Source organism: Georgenia sunbinii (genome assembly GCF_036421875.1).
Classification (GTDB): domain Bacteria; phylum Actinomycetota; class Actinomycetes; order Actinomycetales; family Actinomycetaceae; genus Georgenia_B; species Georgenia_B sunbinii.
This window is the reverse complement of sequence record NZ_JAZGOL010000003.1, coordinates 656,747-676,040: the sequence shown is the minus strand read 5'-3', so window position 1 is coordinate 676,040 and position 19,294 is coordinate 656,747. Positions and strand designations below refer to the sequence as shown.

General features: G+C 70.9%; 12 protein-coding genes and 1 pseudogene. 4 read left to right on the top strand and 9 right to left on the bottom strand.

Annotated elements, in window-relative coordinates; all coding sequences use genetic code 11:
* Nucleotides 1–45: 45 nt before the first annotated feature.
* Both V2J52_RS10940 and V2J52_RS10935 read right to left on the bottom strand, forming a co-directional pair.
* The gene (locus V2J52_RS10940; protein ID WP_331227717.1) at nucleotides 46–546 is read right to left on the bottom strand and encodes a ferritin; all 501 of its coding nucleotides are present in this window, start codon (nucleotides 544–546) and stop codon (nucleotides 46–48) included.
* A 64-nt stretch (nucleotides 547–610) separates the two neighbouring features.
* Nucleotides 611–3,094 carry a phosphoketolase family protein gene (locus V2J52_RS10935; RefSeq protein WP_331227716.1) on the bottom strand — a complete coding sequence of 828 codons (2,484 nt, stop codon included), beginning with the start codon at nucleotides 3,092–3,094 and terminating at the stop codon, nucleotides 611–613.
* A 126-nt stretch (nucleotides 3,095–3,220) separates the two neighbouring features.
* Between V2J52_RS10935 and V2J52_RS10930 the strand changes: the two genes are divergently transcribed.
* Nucleotides 3,221–4,084: an SURF1 family protein gene (locus V2J52_RS10930; protein WP_331227715.1), complete on the top strand. Its 864-nt coding sequence runs from the start codon at nucleotides 3,221–3,223 to the stop codon at nucleotides 4,082–4,084.
* Nucleotides 4,085–4,157: 73 nt separating this feature from the next.
* Here V2J52_RS10930 and mmsB read toward each other — a convergent pair whose 3' ends face one another.
* The 3 genes from mmsB to chvE form a co-directional block, all read right to left on the bottom strand.
* Nucleotides 4,158–5,333, bottom strand: coding sequence for a multiple monosaccharide ABC transporter permease (gene mmsB, locus V2J52_RS10925; protein WP_331227714.1), 1,176 nt, complete (start codon nucleotides 5,331–5,333; stop codon nucleotides 4,158–4,160).
* Nucleotides 5,330–6,871: a multiple monosaccharide ABC transporter ATP-binding protein gene (gene mmsA, locus V2J52_RS10920; protein ID WP_331227713.1), complete on the bottom strand. Its 1,542-nt coding sequence runs from the start codon at nucleotides 6,869–6,871 to the stop codon at nucleotides 5,330–5,332. The genes mmsB and mmsA overlap by 4 nt, the downstream gene beginning before the upstream one ends.
* Before the next feature lie 79 nt (nucleotides 6,872–6,950).
* Nucleotides 6,951–8,120, bottom strand: coding sequence for a multiple monosaccharide ABC transporter substrate-binding protein (chvE, locus tag V2J52_RS10915; protein WP_331227712.1), 1,170 nt, complete (start codon nucleotides 8,118–8,120; stop codon nucleotides 6,951–6,953).
* Between the two features lie 584 nt (nucleotides 8,121–8,704).
* Here chvE and V2J52_RS10910 point away from each other — a divergent pair.
* On the top strand, nucleotides 8,705–12,835 hold the full coding sequence (locus V2J52_RS10910; RefSeq protein ID WP_331227711.1) for a glycoside hydrolase family 97 N-terminal domain-containing protein: 4,131 nt from the start codon (nucleotides 8,705–8,707) through the stop codon (nucleotides 12,833–12,835).
* Between the two features lie 107 nt (nucleotides 12,836–12,942).
* On the opposite strand, the gene V2J52_RS10905 is transcribed toward V2J52_RS10910, so the two are convergent.
* From V2J52_RS10905 to V2J52_RS17040, 4 genes and pseudogenes are all read right to left on the bottom strand, one after another.
* Entirely contained in the window at nucleotides 12,943–13,431 is a 489-nt protein-coding gene (locus V2J52_RS10905) for a nitroreductase family deazaflavin-dependent oxidoreductase (RefSeq protein ID WP_331227710.1), read from the bottom strand.
* Nucleotides 13,432–13,484: 53 nt separating this feature from the next.
* The gene (locus V2J52_RS10900) at nucleotides 13,485–15,218 is read right to left on the bottom strand and encodes an ABC transporter ATP-binding protein (protein ID WP_331227709.1); all 1,734 of its coding nucleotides are present in this window, start codon (nucleotides 15,216–15,218) and stop codon (nucleotides 13,485–13,487) included.
* The gene (locus V2J52_RS10895) at nucleotides 15,218–15,805 is read right to left on the bottom strand and encodes an ATP-binding cassette domain-containing protein (protein ID WP_434056411.1); all 588 of its coding nucleotides are present in this window, start codon (nucleotides 15,803–15,805) and stop codon (nucleotides 15,218–15,220) included. The genes V2J52_RS10900 and V2J52_RS10895 overlap by 1 nt, the downstream gene beginning before the upstream one ends.
* A 469-nt stretch (nucleotides 15,806–16,274) precedes the next feature.
* A pseudogene (locus tag V2J52_RS17040) lies at nucleotides 16,275–16,967 on the bottom strand (ABC transporter transmembrane domain-containing protein); the annotation flags it as partial.
* A gap of 302 nt (nucleotides 16,968–17,269) precedes the next feature.
* On the opposite strand from V2J52_RS17040, the gene V2J52_RS10885 reads away from it, so the two are divergent.
* Both V2J52_RS10885 and guaA read left to right on the top strand, forming a co-directional pair.
* The gene (locus V2J52_RS10885; protein WP_331227707.1) at nucleotides 17,270–17,671 is read left to right on the top strand and encodes a DUF3817 domain-containing protein; all 402 of its coding nucleotides are present in this window, start codon (nucleotides 17,270–17,272) and stop codon (nucleotides 17,669–17,671) included.
* Nucleotides 17,668–19,287, top strand: a complete 1,620-nt coding sequence (gene guaA / locus V2J52_RS10880; protein WP_331227706.1) for a glutamine-hydrolyzing GMP synthase — start codon at nucleotides 17,668–17,670, stop codon at nucleotides 19,285–19,287. The genes V2J52_RS10885 and guaA overlap by 4 nt, the downstream gene beginning before the upstream one ends.
* Nucleotides 19,288–19,294 lie beyond the last annotated feature (7 nt).

The window sequence follows — 19,294 nt, the reverse complement described above, 5'->3', positions numbered from 1 at the left end:
TTCGTACCCCCGTCGGGCTGTGGGTCGCACCACAGCCCGACGGCGTCACTCGGCCGCGGTGCGGATGCTGAGCTCTGTGTCGAGGCGCAGCAGGCCGGGGCCGTCGTCCTTGACCAGCTCGAGGCGTCCGACGATCTCGCCGACGGTGGCCTCCTCCTCGACCTGCTCGTCGAGGAACCAGTGGAGCAGCGGGACGGAGTCGATGTCGTCCTCGTCACGAGCCTGGCGGAACAGCGCGCGGATCGCCGCTGACACCTTCTGCTCGTGGGCGAGGGCCGCGCGGAACGCCGCGAGTGGGGACTCGATGCTCAGCGCGGGGGCGGAGATGTCACCGATCCGCGGGTGGTTGCCGCGGTCGACGACGTGGCCGGCGAACTTGTCGGCGTGCTCGAGCTCCTCGGCGGACTGGGCGGCGAACCACGTGGCCATGCCGGGCAGGTCGCGCACGTTCATCTCGATGGCGAGCTGGCGGTAGACGACTGCCGCCTGCAGCTCGAGGGTGATCTGGTTGTCGAATGCCTGGGAGAGTGCGTCGCTGATCTTCATGCCAGTCATCGTAGGAGCGTTGCGAGGCCGGCGATAGGCAGGAAAGCCAACCCTCAGTGGGGGATCAGCCGTTGTCACCGCCGGTGTCGTGCAGCGCCGGCCCACCGGTCTCGGTCGCGGTCTCACCGACGTCGGGCCACTGCCACTCGGCGATCTCGGGGATGTCGGTGCCGTGCTCGCGGGTGTAGCGGCGCGCGGCCATCCGGGCGTCGGACATCTGCTGGCGCAGGCCGGCGTACCTCGCACCGAGGGACGGCACCCGGTCGATGACGTCCATCACCAGGTGGTAGCGATCGAGGTCGTTGAGCATGACCATGTCGAACGGCGTCGTCGTCGTGCCCTTCTCCTTGTAGCCGCGCACGTGCAGGTGGTCGTGCCCGGTGCGGCGGTAGGTGAGGCGGTGGATGAGCCACGGGTAGCCGTGGTAGGCGAAGATCACCGGTTTGTCGGTGGTGAAGACGGTGTCGTACTCGCGGTCGCTGAGCCCGTGCGGGTGCTCCTTGGGGTCCTGCAGCCGCATGAGGTCGACGACGTTGACCAGCCGCACCCGCAGGTCCGGGACGTGCTGGCGCAGGAGGTCGGCGGCGGCGAGCACCTCGATGGTGGGGATGTCACCGGCGCAGACGAGGACGACGTCGGGCTCGCTGCCGGCCTCCTCGGTGCCGGCCCACTCCCAGATCCCCAGGCCGCGCGCGCAGTGGTCCAGCGCCTGCTCCATGGTGAGGAAGTCCGGCGCGGGCTGCTTGCCCGCGACGACGACGTTGATGAGTTGGCGGGTGCGCATCACGTGGTCGTAGGTCGCCAGCAGCGTGTTGGTGTCCGGCGGCAGGTAGACACGCACGAGGTCGGCGCCCTTGTTGACGACGTGGTCGATGAACCCCGGGTCCTGGTGGGAGAAGCCGTTGTGGTCCTGGCGCCACACGTGCGAGCTCAGCAGGTAGTTGAGCGAGGCGATCGGCCGGCGCCACGGCAGCTCGTCGGTGACCTTGAGCCACTTGGCGTGCTGGTTGACCATCGAGTCGACGATGTGGATGAACGCCTCGTAGGAGGTGAACAGCCCGTGGCGGCCGGTGAGGAGGTAGCCCTCGAGCCAGCCCTGGCACTGGTGCTCCGAGAGCACCTCCATCACCCGGCCGGCGCGGGCGAGGTGCTCGGCGAGGTCGTGCTCGTGCAGCTCGGCGTTCCACTGCTTGGCCGTGACGTCGTAGACCGCCTGCAGCCGGTTGGACGCCACCTCGTCCGGCCCGAACAGCCGGAAGTTGTCCGGGTTGCGGCGGATGACGTCGGTGAGCCACTGGCCCAGCACCGACGTCGACTCGTTGATCGCGCCGCCCGGCTCGGGGACGTCGACGGCGTGGTCGTGGACGTCGGGCAGCCGCAGGTCGCGCAGCACGAGCCCGCCGTTGGTGCTCGGGTTGTCGCTCATCCGCAGCTGGCCGCGCGGCGCGAGGGCGGCGACGTCGGCCACCAGGGCGCCGTCGTCGTCGAACAGGTCCTCGGGGCGGTAGCTGCGCAGCCAGTCGACGAGCACCTCGAGGTGCTCGGGGGTGTCGCGGGCGCTGGTGAGCGGTACCTGGTGGGAGCGCCACGAGCCCTCGGTCTGCTCGCCGTCGATGGTCGCCGGGCCGGTCCAGCCCTTGGGGGTGCGCAGCACGATCATCGGCCACCGGGGCCGCTCGAGGTCCTCGTCCGCGGCGCCGGCGGCCCGCTGCTTGATGTCCGCGATCTCGTCGAGCACCTCGTCGAGCACCGCGGCGAACCGGGCGTGGAAGCCGGCCGCGTCCTCGTCGTCGAAGCCGGCGGTGAAGACGTAGGGACGGTGGCCGTAGCCGCGCATGAGGTCGGTGAGCTCGTCCTCCTCGATCCGGGCCAGCACCGTCGGGTTGGCGATCTTGTACCCGTTGAGGTGGAGGATCGGCAGCACGACGCCGTCGTCGCGGGGGTTGACGAACTTGGTGGAGTGCCAGCTGGTCGCCAGCGGGCCGGTCTCCGCCTCGCCGTCGCCGACGACGGCGAGCGCGAGGAGGTCGGGGTTGTCGAAGACCGCGCCGTAGGCGTGGGAGAGGGCGTAGCCGAGCTCGCCGCCCTCGTGGATCGAGCCGGGGGTCTCGGGGGCGACGTGCGACGGGATGCCGCCGGGGAAGGAGAACTGGCGGAAGAGCTTGCGCAGGCCTTCGGCGTCCGGCGTGATGTCGGAGTAGATCTCGCTGTAGGTGCCCTCGAGGTAGGTGTTGGCCACCAGGCCCGGGCCACCGTGGCCGGGGCCGGTGATGTACATCGTGGGCTGCGCGCGCTCGCGGATGACCCGGTTGGCGTGGGCGTAGATGAAGTTGAGGCCCGGCGTGGTGCCCCAGTGGCCCAGCAGCCGTGGCTTGATGTGCTCTGGGCGCAGCGGCTCGCGCAGCAGCGGGTTGTCGAGCAGGTAGATCTGGCCCACCGACAGGTAGTTGGCGGCCCGCCACCAGGCGTGCACCGCGGTGAGGTCGTCCTCGGCGGCGTGCTGGTCGGAGCGTTTGCGCCAGGGCGTGGGTGAGGCGGTCGTGGTCACGGCGGACTCCCAACGTGTCGGTGGTCACTCACCAGCCTGGTGGCTGGCGCCGCTGCCGGCCACCGGAGCGGCCGCGGCCTCGGGGCCCGGTGCCGCCCGGTGATCCGGCGAGATTAGTCTGGTGGGGTGTCCTCGACCTCCCGCCGGGCTGCCGGCCGCGACTGGCTGCGGGCGGCGACCGCCCGACGGATGATCGTGCTGCTGGTCGCCGTCGCGCTGCTCGTCACCGTCTTCGTGCAGCTGGGCATCTGGCAGTACGACCGCTCGGGCATCCGCGGTGAGGAGTCCGCGGCGATCGAGCGCGAGGAGCTGCTGGCCGCGGCGGCCGTCCCGGTCGAGGATGTCCTCGCGCCCCAGACGGCGTTCGATACCGAGCACTTCGGCCGGCGGGTGAGCCTGCAGGGCTCCTTCGACCCCGAGCAGCAGCTGCTCGTGCCTGACCGCGGCATCGACGGCGAAGCCGCGGTGCTCGTCGTCACCGCCTTCCACGTCGCCGGCGGGCCGCACGACGGCGCGATCATGCCGGTGCTGCGCGGCTGGCTGCCCGAGGCGGCGGTGCTCGCCGACCGGCTCGAGGCCGGCGACGCTCCGCAGGTGGCGCTGGCGGCGCCGCCCCCGTCACCGGGCGAGACGACCATCGTGGGGATGCTCAGCGACTCCGAGGCGGCCGATCCTCGAGACCTGCCGCCCGGCCTCGTCGGCGGTATCAGCACCGCCCAGCTCGTCAATGTCTGGGGCACCCCGATGTACGGCGGCTACCTCGTGCTCGAGACGCCGGACCAGCCGAGCGGGCTGCGCCCCGCGCCGTCGCCGGTCGAGCAGCTGGACGCCGACCCGAACCTGCAGAGCCTGATGTACGCCGTCGAGTGGTGGGCGTTCGCGCTGTTCGCGGTGGCGTTCTGGCTGAAGGTGCTGCGCGACGACGTCCGCGACCTGCGGAGGTCGCGGGTGGCCGCGGCAGCGACGGTGGGTACGGCGCCGGTCGGCTGACGTCGCTCGAGCCGGCCCCGGGTACGACGAGGGGCCGGCCCCGACCGGGCCGGCCCCTCGTGCGCCGCAGGGGTCAGCGAGCCCCGGCGCGGCGCTTGTTGTAGACGTCGAACGCCACGGCCAGGAGCAGCACGAGGCCCTTGACGATCTGCTGGGTCGACGTCGGCACGCCCATGAGTTGCATGCCGTTGGTCATCACAGCCATGATCAGCGCACCGATCATCGCGCCCGTCACCCGGCCCACGCCGCCGGTGACGGCGGCGCCACCGATGAAGCAGGCGGCGATCGCGTCGAGCTCGAACATGTTGCCCGCAGCGGGCTGGGCGCTGTTCATCCGCGAGGAGTAGACGACGCCGGCGATGCCGGAGAGCAGGCCCATGTTGACGAAGATCATGAAGTTGACGCGCTTGACCTTGACGCCCGACAGCTGTGCCGCCGGCAGGTTGCCGCCGATCGCGTACACGTGGCGGCCGAAGACCGAGCGCTGGGTGACCACCGAGTAGACGATGATGAGCACCGCCAGGATGATGAGGACGTTCGGCAGACCTCGGCTGACCGCGAGTTGGTAGCCGAACCACATGACCACGGCGCCGATGACCGCGATCTTGAGGATGAACAGCGGGAAGGCCGCGACGGCCTGCTTGTAGCGCAGCGCGGCGCGGCGGGTACGGACCTGGGTGAAGGCGAACCCGGCGACCGCGAGCCCGAACACGATGAGCGTGAGCGCGTCGTAGCCGTACCCGCCGAGCAGCCCGTTCTGGAAGCCGTTGGCGATCTCGTAGTACGTGCCACCGAAGGGGGAGAGGGAGACGTTCTCGAGGACCTGGTAGGTCATGCCGCGGAACAGCAGCATGCCGGCCAGCGTGACGATGAACGCCGGGATCCCGATGACGGCGACCCAGAAGCCCTGCCACACGCCCACCAGCAAGCCGACGACGACGGCGCCGAGCACCCCGACCCACCACGGCTGGCCGCCCTTGACGACGAGCACGGCCGCGACCGCGCCGGTGAGAGCGACGACCGACCCCACCGACAGGTCGATGTGTCCACCGATGATGACGATGACCATCCCGATCGCGAGGATGAGGATGTAGGAGTACTGCAGGACGATGTTCGTCAGGTTGCCCGGGCTGAGGAAGCTCGGGTTGAGGATCGAGAACAGCGCCACGAGCGCCACCAGGGCGATGAGGATGCCGCTCTGTCGAAGGTTCCGGGACAGGAGCTCCCGGATGTTCGTGATGCCGGTCATTTCGCGGTTTCCTTCTCGATGGTCATGAGTGCCATGAGCTGTTCCTGGGTGGCCTGCGGGACGGGCAGCTGCCCGGTGATGCGTCCGAACGCCAGGGTGTAGATGCGGTCGCAGATGCCGAGCAGCTCGGGCAGCTCGGACGATATGACGACGACCGCCTTCCCGGCCGCGACCATGCGGTTGATGATGGTGTAGATCTCGTACTTGGCCCCGACGTCGATCCCTCGCGTCGGCTCGTCGAGGATGAGTACCTCGGGCTCGGTGTACAGCCACTTGGACAGCGCGACCTTCTGCTGGTTGCCGCCGGAGAGGTTCCCGACGACGGACAGCACGGTCGGAGTCTTGATGTTGAGGCTGGTGCGGTACTCCTCAGCGACCTTGAGCTCCTCGTTGTCGTCCACCCAGCCACGGGGAGCCAGCTTGCGCAGCCCTGCGGCGGAGATGTTGCGGCGGACGTTCTCGATGAGGTTGAGCCCGAAGCGCTTACGGTCCTCGCTGACGTAGGCGATGCCGTTGTCGATCGCCTCGCTCACCGTCCGCATGCGTACCTCCTTGCCGTGGAGGAACACCCGCCCGGAGATGTCCCGGCCGTAGCTGCGGCCGAACAGGCTCATCGCCAGTTCGGTGCGTCCCGCGCCCATCAGCCCGGCGATACCGACGACCTCACCGGCCCGCACGCTGAAGCTCGCCCCGTCGACGACGACGCGACCCGCCTGCGTGGGGTGGTAGACGGTCCAGTCTTCCACCCGCAGCACCTCCTCGCCGATGTCCGGCGTGCGCTCGGGGAAGCGGTGCTCGAGGTCCCGGCCCACCATGCTGCGGATGATGCGGTCCTGGGTGGCCTCGGGGGTGGCCATGTCGAGCGTCTCGATGGTCTGGCCGTCGCGGATGATGGTGGTGCGGTCGGCGATGTCGGCGATCTCGTTGAGCTTGTGGGAGATCATGATGCAGGTGATGCCCTGCGCGTTGAGCTGGCGCAGGAGCCCGAGCAGGTGCTCGGAGTCGGTGTCGTTCAGCGCCGCCGTGGGCTCGTCGAGGATGAGCAGGTGCACGTCCTTGGACAGCGCCTTGGCGATCTCGACCAGCTGCTGCTTGCCGACGCCGAGCTGGCCGACCGGCGTGGTGGGCTGCTCGGCGAGGCCGACCCGGGCGAGGAGCTCGGCGGCCCGCGAGTTCGTCTCGTGCCAGTCGACGAGGCCGGCCCTGCCACGCTGCTCGTTGCCGAGGAAGATGTTCTCGGCAACGGACAGGTGAGGGACCAGCGCCAGCTCCTGGTGGATGATGACGACGCCGTGCGCCTCGGAGTCGTTGATGGACCCGAACCGCACCTCTGCGCCGTCGTAGTGGATCTCGCCCTCGTAGGTGCCGTGCGGGTAGACGCCGGAGAGGACCTTCATCAGCGTCGACTTGCCGGCGCCGTTCTCCCCGCAGATCGCGTGGATCTCACCGCGCCGTACCTCGAGCGTCACGTCCTGCAGAGCCTTGACGCCGGGGAACGTCTTGGTGATGGAGCGCATCTCCAAGATGTTGTCGGTCATGCCGCCTCACTCCTCGTGGTTGTGCGGGTGGAGTGGCGCGGGGCCGGACGGTGCGGCCGCCCGGCCCCGCGCCGCCAGGTCACGAACCCTGCTCGACCTGCTCGGCGGTGTAGTAGTCGGAGTCCACGAGGAGCTCCTGGATGTTGCCCGCGTAGACGATGTCGGACTCGAGGAGGAAGGACGGCACGACCTTCACGCCGTTGTCGTATGTGTCGGTGTCGTTCGCCTCGGGCTCCTCGCCCTCAAGGAAGGACTGGGCCGCGCGCACCGACTCGGTGGCGAGCTTGCGGGTGTCCTTGAAGATCGTCGCGAACTGCACGCCCTGGTCGATGAGGGCCACCGAGGCGATCTCGGCGTCCTGCCCGGAGACGACCGGCAGGCCGTCCTCGAGGCCCGGGCCGTAACCCGCGCCCTGCAGCGCGGTGATGATGCCCCGCGAGATGCCGTCGAACGGGGACAGCACGCCGTGCAGTTCCTCGCCACCGCTGTAGGTGGAGGTGAGCAGGTCCTCCATGCGGCGCTGGGCGGCCTCCTGGCTCCAGCGCAGCGTGGCGACGGTGTCGAACTCGGTCTGGTCCGAGGTTACGACGAGGGTGCCGTCCTCGAGGTAGGGCTCCAGGGTGTCCATCGCGCCACCGAAGAAGAACCCGGCGTTGTTGTCGTCCGGCGAGCCGGCGAACAGCTCGATGTTGAACGGACCCTCCGGAGCGTCGGGGTTGGCGGAGCCGTCCTCGGCCAGGATGCCGAGGCCCACGAGCAGCGAGGTGGCCTGCTGGACGCCGACGTTGTAGTTGTCGAAGGTGACGTAGAAGTCGACGTTCTCGCTGCCGTTGATGAGGCGGTCGTAGGCGATGACGGGGATGTCTGCGGCGCCGGCGGCGTCGAGCTGGCTGGTGAGGGCGGTGCCGTCGATCGAGGCGATGATGAGCAGGTCGACGCCCTGGGTGATCATCTGGTCGATCTGCTGCGTCTGCGTCGGGATGTCGTCGTTGGCGAACTGCAGGTCGACGGTGTAGCCCGCCTCCTCGAGCTGGCTCTGGACGGCCGCGCCGTCGGCGATCCAGCGCTCGGACGTCTGGGTCGGCATGGCGACGCCGATGGTCTGGTCACCGGCGGCGGCGGGGGTGTCCCCGCCCTCGGCCGGCTCGGTGGCGCTGTCGTCACTACCCGCGCCGCCCCCGCCGCACGCGGCCAGGGCAAAGGTGAGGGTGAGGCCGGCGGCAACTGCTGCGAACTTACGTGTACGCAATTCTCCTCCTTGAGAGCAGAGTGTTCCGAGCCGTCGTCTGACGGCTCATGAGGGGGACTCGACCGGGGTGGTGCGAGTCCTGGGGCGAAGCGGCTACGCCACGGCTTGACACGAGATGTTTACGCTAACACCGTGGACCCGGCCAACGGTCGGCATTGCGCCCTAGGTCGTAGGCTGCGCCTCGGGGCCGTCGTGAGCACCTCCATGGTCGCGAGTACTTCGGCGGCTCGCTGCTGCAGCGATGCAGTTGAGCGAGCGGGCCACCGCTGCAGGATGGTTAAGGTACAGCCCAACGCACTCGAACACAACACGCCACGTTCGCACGCCAGATGTTGCCCGCCCGGTTGGCGCCGAGGTGGTTCGGCGCGGTGGCGGAGGGGGCGCGGCCGGTCGTCCCGGAGACGGTCGAGCCGCCGTTGGTGCTGCTGGCGCGCGCGCTCCGACGTTGTCCAGATCCATCGCTCACACCCGATCATACCTTGTCACAATCGAACTTTATGGATAGGTTGCGGATCGTTGTGCCGCGGTGCCGTCCGACGACGTTCGGGCCGTCAGCAGCTTTCACTGTCGATTGGAGATCAAGGATGATCGGGACGAGAACAGGGCGGGTCCGGGCCTGGACCGCGACCACCGTGGTTGCCGCAGCGGCGGTCGCGGTGAGCACCGTGGCCCCGGCCGCCTCAGCCGGCCAGCTCGCGGACGATGCCCCACCGGGCGTCGAGGCCGCGGCGGTGCAGGAGTCGTGGACCGTGGTGTCGCCGGGCGGTGACGTGGTCGTCACCGTGGACCTGGACGACGCGGGCGCACTGAGCTACCACACGGACCGCAACGGCGAGCAGGTGCTGGCGTCGTCACCCCTCGGCGTCACGCTCACGGACGCGGACCTCAGCACCGGCCTGGAGCTCGTCGGCCGCGAGGACACCGTGGTCAACGAGACCTACGAGCTGCTCACCGGCAAGGCGTCGACCTCCCGCGACCATGCGACCGAGTCAACGCTGACCTTCGCGGGGGCGGACGGCGAGGAGCTCGAACTCGTCGTGCGCGCCTACGACGACGCGGCGGCATACCGCTACGTGCTTCCCGGAGAGGGGGCGGCGGAGCTCACCGGGGAGGCGAGCGAGTTCCGGGTGCCCGAGGGCGCGACCGGCTGGTTCCAGTCCTGGCGGAACAACTACGAAGGGTTCTACGACGAGCTCGCGGTCTCCGATGTCGCGGCGGGCCGCGAGTTCGGCTTCCCGATCCTCGTCGAGCAGGCGTCCGGCGGCTGGATGATGCTGTCCGAGGCGGCGGTGGATGACAGCTTCGCCGTCAGCCGGGCCACCGCTGCGGGCGACGGTCGCTTCGTGCTCACGCTCCCGGAGGACTCGGTGAGCTCGACGCTGCCGTGGCAGACCCCGTGGCGGCTGGCGATGTTCGGTGACGACGTTGCGGACGTCGTGGAGTCCACCCGAATCTTTGACCTCAACCCGCCGTCGCAGATCGAGGACACCAGCTGGATCAAGCCCGGCCGGGTGGCGTGGTCGTGGTGGTCGAACGCCGGGAGTCCGCGCGACGAGGCGCGCCAGCGGGAGTTTGTCGACTTCGCCGCCGAGCTCGGCTGGGAATATGTCCTCGTGGACGAGGGCTGGAGCGCCGAGTGGGTGCCCCGCCTCGTCGAGTACGCCGCCGAGCGCGACGTCGAGATCTTGCTGTGGAGCCACTGGACCGGCCTGGACACCGAGGTCGAGCTCGAGAAGCTGGCGCTGTGGAAGTCCTGGGGCGTGGCCGGCGTGAAGATCGACTTCATGGACGCCGACACCCAGGAGCGCATGGGCTTCTACCAGGACGTCCTGGCGGAGACCGCCGAGCAGGAGCTGCTCCTCAACTATCACGGCTCCACCGCGCAGCAGGGCTGGTCGCGGACGTGGCCCCACCTCATGACGATGGAGGGTGTGTGGGGAGCCGAGCAGTACTGGGGCTCCTGGCCCGCCAGTCACAACGTGGACCTTGTCTTCACCCGGAACGTCACCGGCTCGATGGACTACACCCCGGTGGTGTTCTCCACCGGGAACCGGCAGACGACCCTGGCCCACGAGCTGGCGACCGGCATCGTCTTCGAGTCAGCACTGCAGCACCTGGCTGACTCGCCCGAGAGCTACCGCGAGCACGCGGCGGCGCTGCCCCTGCTCTCCGCCCTGCCGACGACGTGGGACGAGACTGAGCTGGTCGGCGGCCACCCCGGTGAGTACGCCGCCGTCGCCCGCCGTTCCGGTGAGGACTGGTACCTCGGCGTCATCAGCGGCACCGACGCGATGCGCGGGGAGGTCGCGCTCGACATGCTCGGGGAAGGCCCCTACGTGGCCGACGTCTACCGCGACGGCCTGGACGAGAACGACGGCGCGGCGGCGATCGTGGCCACCAGCGGTCTGGTGACCGCCGGGACCGTCCTTCCCCTCGGCCTCGGCGAGAACGGCGGGTTGGCCGTGAGCCTGCGGCCCGCGACGCCCGAGGAGGCGGCTGAGCTCGCGAACCTCGAGCTTGCGCCCCAGGTGATCCTCACCGCCCCGACTGCCAACGGGGTGTTCCCTACCGACGGTGAGATCACGCTGTCGGCCGAGGCTGACGACGTGGACGGCGAGGTGCTCAGGGTCGACTTCCTGGTTGACGGCGAGGCCGTCGCCACGACGGGCACCGAGCCCTTCACGGCGAGCTGGACGGCACCGTCCGTCGGCCGCCACACCGTGGTCGCCGCCGCGTTCGACGACGAGGGCAACGTCGGGTACTCGGGTCCGGTCTCCGTGTGGGTCGAGCCCGCGAGCGACTCGATGTGCCTCTCGGAGGAGGCCTCCGACGACTTCACCGGCGACCAGCTCGACGGAGACCGGTGGGAGGTCGTCAACGAGGTCGGCGAGGACCTGCGGGTCGAGGACGGCGCGCTGCGCATCGACACCCGCGCCGGGGATCTCTACGCCGGGGGCGCGGCGGACAACATCGTGCTGCAGGACATGCCCGAGGGAATGTGGCAGGCCACGACCCAGATCACGGCGGACCTCAACGCCGGGTTCCAGCAGGCCGGCCTGGTGATCTACCAGGGCCGGGGGGACTACATCGCCGTCAACCTCAACGCTCGGAGCGACTCCGAGCGCCGCTTCCAGTTCGTCCGCGAGGAGAACGGCTCCGCGCGCTACAGCAACGACGACTGGTTCACCGTGCCGTCCGACTTTCCGGACACCTACTCGGTGCGGCTGACGAGCGACGGCGAGACCGTGACCGCGGCGTACTCCGCCGACGGCGAGACCTTCCGGCCCTTCGGGCGGCCGGCGGACCTGACGTTCCTGGAGAACGCAGGGCTCGGGATGATCGCGGTGAGCGGCGGCGGTGCCCAGCACAGCACTGAGGCGGCCTTCGAGAGCTTCGCGCTCGCGGTCGACTGCCCCGCCGACACCACGCCCCCGACCGCCTCGGCCGAGGCGGTCGGTGAGCGGGACGGCGAGCTTTACGTCGGACCGGTGACCGTGACGGTGACGGCGCAGGACGAGCAGTCCGGCGTCGAGCTGGTCGAGGTGTCGGTCGACGGCGGAGAGTGGACCGCCTACGACGGGCCGGTCGAGGTCAGCGAGCCCGGGGAGCACAACGTGTCCTACCGCGCGACCGACGTCGCGGGCAACGTGTCCGAGGCGGCGAGCGTGAGCTTCACGATCGCGGCCGCACCGGTGGAGGTGACGCCCGCGGCGGTGACCTTCACCGACGAGGACGGCACCGAGGACGACACGTTCACGGTCCCGGCAGTCGCCGGCGTGGAGTACGTCGTCGACGGTGAGGTCGTGGCGACCGGGACCTACCCGGGTGCCGGCACGGTGACCGTCACGGCGCGGGCGCTGGACGGGTTCGTGCTGGCCGAGGGTGCTCAGACCGAGTGGGTCCACGCCTTCTCCACCGAGGGTGGGGAGCCTGGCGAGCCCGGTCCGGACGACCGTACGGCGCAGTTCCACCTGTCCAACACCTGGCGGGGTTCCACGGACCTGTCGTTCATGTACGGCCGGTGGGCCGATGAGGTGTTCATCGGTGACTGGGACGGTAACGGCACCGACACCATCGCGGTCCGTCGCGGTAACGACTTCCACGTGTCCAACGCCCAGCGCGGTGGGGACGCGGACGTCGTGCTGACCTATGGTCGGCCCGGGGACGTGATCCTGGTGGGGGACTGGGACGGGGATGGTAAGGACACCTTCGCCGTCCGGCGCGGGGCGACCTACCACGTGAAGAACTCCCTGCGTGGTGGGGAGGCGGACGTGGTGTTCCGTTACGGCCGGGACGACGACCAGGTGCTGGTCGGTGACTGGGACGGTGACGACACCGACACCTTGGCGGTGCGTCGTACGGCGACCTACCACGTGAAGAACTCGCTGCGAGGTGGGGATGCTGATGTGACCTTCACCTACGGCCGCGCCGGGGACGTCACCTTGGCGGGCGACTGGGACGGCAACGGGACCGATACCTTCGCGATCCAGCGGGGCCGGATTTACCACGTGAACAACTCTCTGCGTGGTGGAGAGGCGGACACGGTGGTGACCTTCGGTCGCGCCGGTGATGAGGTGCACGTGGGTGACTGGAACGCAGACGGCACCGACACCCTGGGCATCCGCCGCCCGGTCGGCCTGGCTGCTGCCACAGCCGGCCCCGGTGCCGGGCGCACCGTTACCAAAGAGGCGGGAAGCGCCGCCAAGGCGAGCTGACCCCTTTCCACTAGCGCCGCCAGCTGGACTCCTGCCCTGGCAGGGGTCCAGCTGGTGGCGCGTCACCTGCCACGTAGCCCCGTGCCTGGATGTGCGAGACAGCGTTGCTACGGGCATTGGTGGGACTTCGGGGAAGATCCTTGCAGACGGCGCGCCCGCACGAGCACGGCGGGCAGTGAGTCCGCGACGTCCGGTGGGACCGGTGCGTCATCGGCCAGTGCCGGCAGGCCGAGGGTGGCAACCAGCAGGCATGCTGCCGCCGGGTGCCTGCGTCGATAGTCCTCGAGGACGTCCACTGTCTGGGCCGGGTCGAGGATGTGCGCTGTCGCCGGGCGTGGCCGTTGCCAGCCGCGCCAGAGCCGGACCCGCGGGTCGGCCTGGACGTTGCGCAGCCACTGCGAGTCCCAGCCGTAGCCGGACACCACGACGACGCCGTCGCCCCGTTCGGCGACTGTCTCCAGGACCACGTGACGGACCTGTCCCGACCGTCGCCCACGGTGGTCGAGCATGACCATCCGCCGGCCGAGCAGACCACCGAGTCCGGCGCGGTAGAGCCAGATCGGGGCGCGGGCGAGGTGCCGCGGGATCCTGCGCACCCGACCACGCTACGTCCGGCGGTGGCCGGCTGTCACGGCCCCGCCGGCCTGCGTCACTCCTGCTGCCAGGACTCCCACAGCGCCGCGTACTCGCCGCCGGCGGCGACGAGCTCGTCGTGGGGGCCGAGCTCGACGATCCGGCCGTCGTCGATGACGGCGACCCGGTCGGCGTCGTGGGCGGTGTGCAGCCGGTGGGCGATCGCGACCACGGTGCGGCCGGTGAGCACCGCGGACAGCGACGTCTCGAGCTGGCGGGCGGCGCGCGGGTCGAGCAGCGAGGTCGCCTCGTCGAGCACGAGGGTGTGCGGGTCGAGGAGCACGAGCCGTGCCAGCGCGAGCTGCTGGGCCTGCGCCGGGGTGAGTGTGCGGCCACCGGAGCCCACCGCGGTGTCGATCCCGTCCGGCAGCGTCCTCACCCAGCCGGCGGCGTCGACCGCGTCGAGCGCGCGGGCGAGCTCCTCGGCGTCGGCGTCGGACTTCGCGAGCCGCAGGTTGTCGGCGATCGAGCCGACGAACACGTGGTGCTCCTGGGTGACGAGCGCGACGTGGCGGCGCAGCTCGTCCTCGGGCAGCTCGACGAGCGGCACGCCGTCGACGGTGACCGACCCGCCGGTGGGCGGGTGGATGCCCGCGAGCATCCGGCCGAGGGTGGACTTGCCGGCCCCGGACGGTCCGACGATCGCCAGCCGTTCACCGGGGACGAGGTCGAGGTCCATGCCGTGGAGCACGTCCTGACCCTCGCGGTAGGCGTAGCGCACCGCGCGGGCCGAGATCGCCTCACCGGCGGGCCGGTCGGCGCGGGGCTGCCGGTCCGGCTCGACGAGCTCGACCCCGACGATCCGGGCGAGGCTGGCGGTGGCGACCTGGATCTCGTCGACCCACATGAGCAGCTCGAACAGCGGGCCGCGGATCTGCATGGCGTACAGCGACACGGTCGCTACTGCGCCGATGGTCACCGCGCCGGTGCCGGCGAGGTACCCGCCCCACACGAGCACCGCGGAGATCGGCAGCGCGAAGGACACGCTGAGCCAGAAGAACAGCCGCACCCGCAGCGCCAGCGTCACCCGCTCGGTGTGCCAGGCGTGGGCGACGACGGCGTCGGTCCGGCGGCGACGACGGCGCCCCAGCGCGAGTGCGTCGACCGTCGCGGCGTGCTCGACGGACTCGCTGAGTACGCCGTTGAGGTCGGCATAGGCCGCCGCGTTCTCCCGGTAGGCCGGCGCGGAGAGACGGAGGTAGCGGCGGGTGGCGAGGGCGAGTATCGGTAGCCCGACGACCATCGCGACGGCGACCGCGGGGGCGGCGAGCAGTGCGGCACCGAAGGTCAGTGCGATCGTCGTCGAGGTGACGAGGACCCGCGGCACGCCGAAGCGCACCGCCCACTGCACCCGGTCGATGTCGTTGGTGGTGCGGCCGAGCAGGTCACCGGTGCCGGCGCGCTCGACGGTCGACAGCGGCAGCCGGGTGACCGCTCCGACGAACCGTTCGCGCAGCTCGGCGAAGATCTCCTCGCCGAGCACCATGGCGCCGCGCTGGGCGTACCGGGTGAGGACCGCCTGGGCGAGGACGAGGCCGACGAGCCACAGCGCCACCCGGTTGATCTCGGCGGACGTGGTGCCCGCGGTGACGTCGTCGACGAGACCACCGAGCAGCCACGGCACGGCGAGCGCGGAGACCGCGGCGAGGCCCTGGAGCGCGACGACCCTCACCAGCGGTCCGCGGTAGGAGGACAGCAGGCGGGCCGCGAACGACCGCACCACGCGTGCCTCGGCGACTGGCAGCTGCATCAGCGACTCCCTCCGCGCGTGACACCAGACTGATCCGCGACAGCGGGGTTGTCCGGGGTGGTGGCTCGGGTGATGGCGTGGTGATAGGCGACGGCGTCGGGATCGTGCTGCGCGGCGCGGTCGAGGAGGTCGTGGTGACGGCCGCGCGCCCGGACCCGCCCGCCGTCGAGGAAGACGACGTCGTCGGCATGCTCGAGGACCAGCGGTGACCCGGTGACGACCACGGTCGTCCGGCCTCGGCGGTAGTGCGCCAGCCGTTCGGCGATCCGCGCCTCGGTGTGGGCGTCGACGGCGCTGGTCGGCTCGACGAGCACGAGCACCTGCGGCTCGGTGAGCAGCGCCCGAGCCAGCGCGACCCGCTGGCGCTGCCCGCCGGACAGTGACCGGCCCTTCTCGGTGATCTCGCCGTCGAGCCGGCCCGGGATCGACTCAAGGACGTCGTGGGCGTCGGCGACCTCCAGCGCGGCGAGCAGGCGGGCGTCGCCGTCGACAGCGTCCCGCTCGTGCCTGGACCCCGCGGAGTCGCCGCGGACGTCGAGCTCGGTGCGCAGCGTGCCGGTGAACAGCTGCGGGGTGGCGGCCGCCACCACNGGTGGTGAGCGCGGTGCGGGGGGTGTGGGGAAATTGTTGCGGTGTGCCCCCCCCCCCCACGACCCGCTCGCGGACCTCGGCCAGCGGCAGGTCGCGCAGCGGCACGCTGTCGAGCAGCACGACGTCGGGGGAGCGGTCGTCGAAGCGGCCCAGCCGGCCGGCCAGCGCCTCGCCGTCTCCGCCGGTGGTGACGACGGCGGTGAGCAGGCCGGGTGCGACGGTCAGCCCGGAGGCCTCGTCGACGAGCGTGGCGGCGGTGGCGGCGGGGACCACCGCGGGTCGGGCGTCGGCGGCTTCCGACTCGGCGACCGTGCCGGCGTCGGGGGTCACCTCGAGGACCGCGATGAGCTTGCGGGCCGCCACGCGGGCCCGGGTCGCGAAGTTGATGAAGTGGGTGATCCACCGCAGCGGCTGGCTGAGGAAGGCGGTGAAACCGTAGAAGGTCACCAGCTGGCCGGGAGTGATCTCGCCGGCCATCGCGAGGTTGGCGCCGAGCCACACCACGCAAGCGACGAACAGCCCCGGCAGCAGGATCTGCAGCCCTTCGAGCACCGAGGACAGTGCGGCGACCCGCACCCCCTGGGCGCGGACCTGCTGGGACTGTACGCGGTACCGCTCGGCGAACACGTCCTCGCCGCCGATGCCGCGCAGGATCCGCAGGCCCGAGACGGTGTCGGTGGCGAGCGTGGCGAGCCGGCCGGCGGCGTCGCGCTGCGCCTTCTGCCGGGCGTGCAGCGGCTTGATGAGGAAGGACACGACCACCGTGACGAGCGGCAGCCCGAGCGCGACGACGAGACCAAGCGTGACCGACTGCTGCAGCATGTAGACCGCAACGACGACGTACGCGACGAGCCCGCCGATGAGCGCGGGCAGCAGCTCGAGCATGTTGCCGATGTGGAAGGAGTCGCTGGCGACGGTGTTGACGACCTCGCCGGTGGGCAGCTCGTCCCCGATCGCCGCTCCGGTGCGGGTGACGTGGTGACCGATGAGCCGCGAGCTGGAGAACGAGCCGTGCAGCCAGCCGCCGACCTCCCCGGCGTGGCCGAGGCTGATCGCGGCGGCGTCGACCAGGCCGATGCCCAGCAGTGCCAGCGCCAGCCACAGCAGCCGGGTGGACAGCCCGTCGGTGAGTCCGGCGTCGAGCGCCTGCCCCAGCACCAGCGGCACCAGCGCACCGCAGAGCGAGGAGATGATGCCCAGCACGATGGCGCCGGCGAGCACTCGTCGGCCGCCCCGGATGGTCCAGCGCAGCAGCGCCAGCGGGGAGCTGAGCGGGGGATGGCCGGGATGGCCGGTGGGCACGTCGAGCACGAGATCTGACACTAGGTGCGCCGTCGCCCCTGGTCACCTTGATTCTCGGTGGCTCGCGGCGTGCTCCTCGTCACGTCCGCGCGCCTGCGAGAATGGCCGCTCGATCAATCGACGGGCCCGGACGTCCGGGCCGAGGTGGAGGACCCACGGTGAGCGGCAACGAGACGACAGGCGGCCAGGCCCGCGCCGAGCTGGAGCGCAAGGCCCGCGGCGGCTGGCGCTTCTACCGGGCGATGGCGATGGTCACCGGCGTCATGCTCCTGCTCCTGGTGGTGGAGATGGTGCTCGTCTACCTGGTGCAGGTGGGCCCGGACGTCGAGCGGTGGATCGCGTGGATCCCGTTCGCGCACGGCTGGATCTACGTCGTCTACCTGGTGAGCGTCTTCAACCTCTGGTCGCGGATGCGCTGGTCGCTGGGCCGGATGGCCTTGCTCGTCGTCGCCGGCGTCGTCCCGGTGCTGTCGTTCGTCATGGAGCACCGGGCCCACGGGTGGTTCGAGGCGGACCTGCCGCACGTGCTCGACCGCGAGCGGACTACGCTGGCGCCGTGACCCAGCACCCCACCGCGCCCGACGCGGAGCAGCCGACCGTTCCCTCCGCCGGGCACCGCCCGGTGCTCGTCATCGACTACGGCGCCCAGTACGCCCAGCTCATCGCCCGGCGGGTGCGTGAGGCGCGGGTGTACTCCGAGGTGGTGCCCCACACCGCTTCGGTCGCCAGCATCCTCGCCAAGGACCCCGCCGCGATCATCCTCTCCGGCGGACCGTCCTCGGTCTACGCCGAGGGCGCCCCGGCGGTCGACCCCGCGCTGTTCGACGCCGGTGTCCCGGTGCTCGGCATCTGCTACGGGTTCCAGCTGATGGCAGACGCACTCGGCGGCACGGTCGCCCAGACCGGCACCCGGGAGTACGGCGCGACCGCCGTCGACGTCGCCGACAACGGCACGCTGCTCGCCGGCAGCCCGCGCCACCAGCAGGTGTGGATGAGCCACGGCGACGCCGTCCACCGGGCGCCCGACGGCTTCGAGGTGCTCGCCACCTCCGCCGGCTCGCCGGTCGCTGCCTTCGAGGACAACGCCCGCCGCCTCTACGGGATGCAGTGGCACCCCGAGGTCCGGCACTCCGACTTCGGCCAGTCCTCGCTCGAGCGGTTCCTGTACGACGGCGCGGGCCTGGCCCCCACGTGGACCGCTGGCAGTGTCGTGGCCGAGCAGGTCGCGCTCATCCGCGAGCAGGTCGGGGACGCCAAGGTCATCTGCGGCCTCTCCGGCGGGGTGGACTCCTCGGTGGCGGCCGCGCTCGTGCAGCGCGCCGTCGGCGACCAGCTCACCTGCGTCTTCGTCGACCACGGTCTGCTGCGGGCCGGTGAGGCCGAGCAGGTCGAGAAGGACTTCGTCGCCGCCACCGGCGTCAACCTCAAGGTGGTCGACGCCTCCGCGCAGTTCCTCGACGCGCTCGCCGGCGTCACCGACCCGGAGACCAAGCGCAAGATCATCGGCCGCGAGTTCATCCGGACCTTCGAGCAGGCGGCCCGCGAGGTCGTCGCCGAGGCCGCCGCCGACTCGGCCCACGAGGACGTCAAGTTCCTCGTCCAGGGCACCCTCTACCCCGACGTCGTCGAGTCCGGCGGTGGTGAGGGCGCGGCCAACATCAAGTCCCACCACAACGTCGGCGGGCTGCCGGACGATCTGCAGTTCGAGCTCGTCGAGCCGCTGCGCGCGCTGTTCAAGGACGAGGTCCGCGCCGTCGGCCTCGAGCTCGACGTCCCCGAGGACATCGTGTGGCGCCAGCCCTTCCCGGGCCCGGGCCTCGGCATCCGGATCGTCGGCGAGGTGACCGCCGAGCGGCTGGCGATCCTGCGCGACGCCGACGCCATCGCCCGTGCCGAGCTCAGCGCCGCCGGCCTGGACCGTGACATCTGGCAGTGCCCGGTGGTGCTGCTCGCCGACGTCCGCTCGGTCGGGGTGCAGGGCGACGCCCGCACCTACGGCCACCCGATCGTGCTGCGACCGGTGTCCTCCGAGGACGCGATGACCGCCGACTGGTCCCGGGTGCCCTACGAGGTGCTGGCCCAGATCTCGGCGCGCATCACCAACGAGGTCCCCGACGTCAACCGGGTGGTCCTCGACGTCACCAGCAAGCCGCCGGGCACCATCGAGTGGGAGTAGTCGCCGC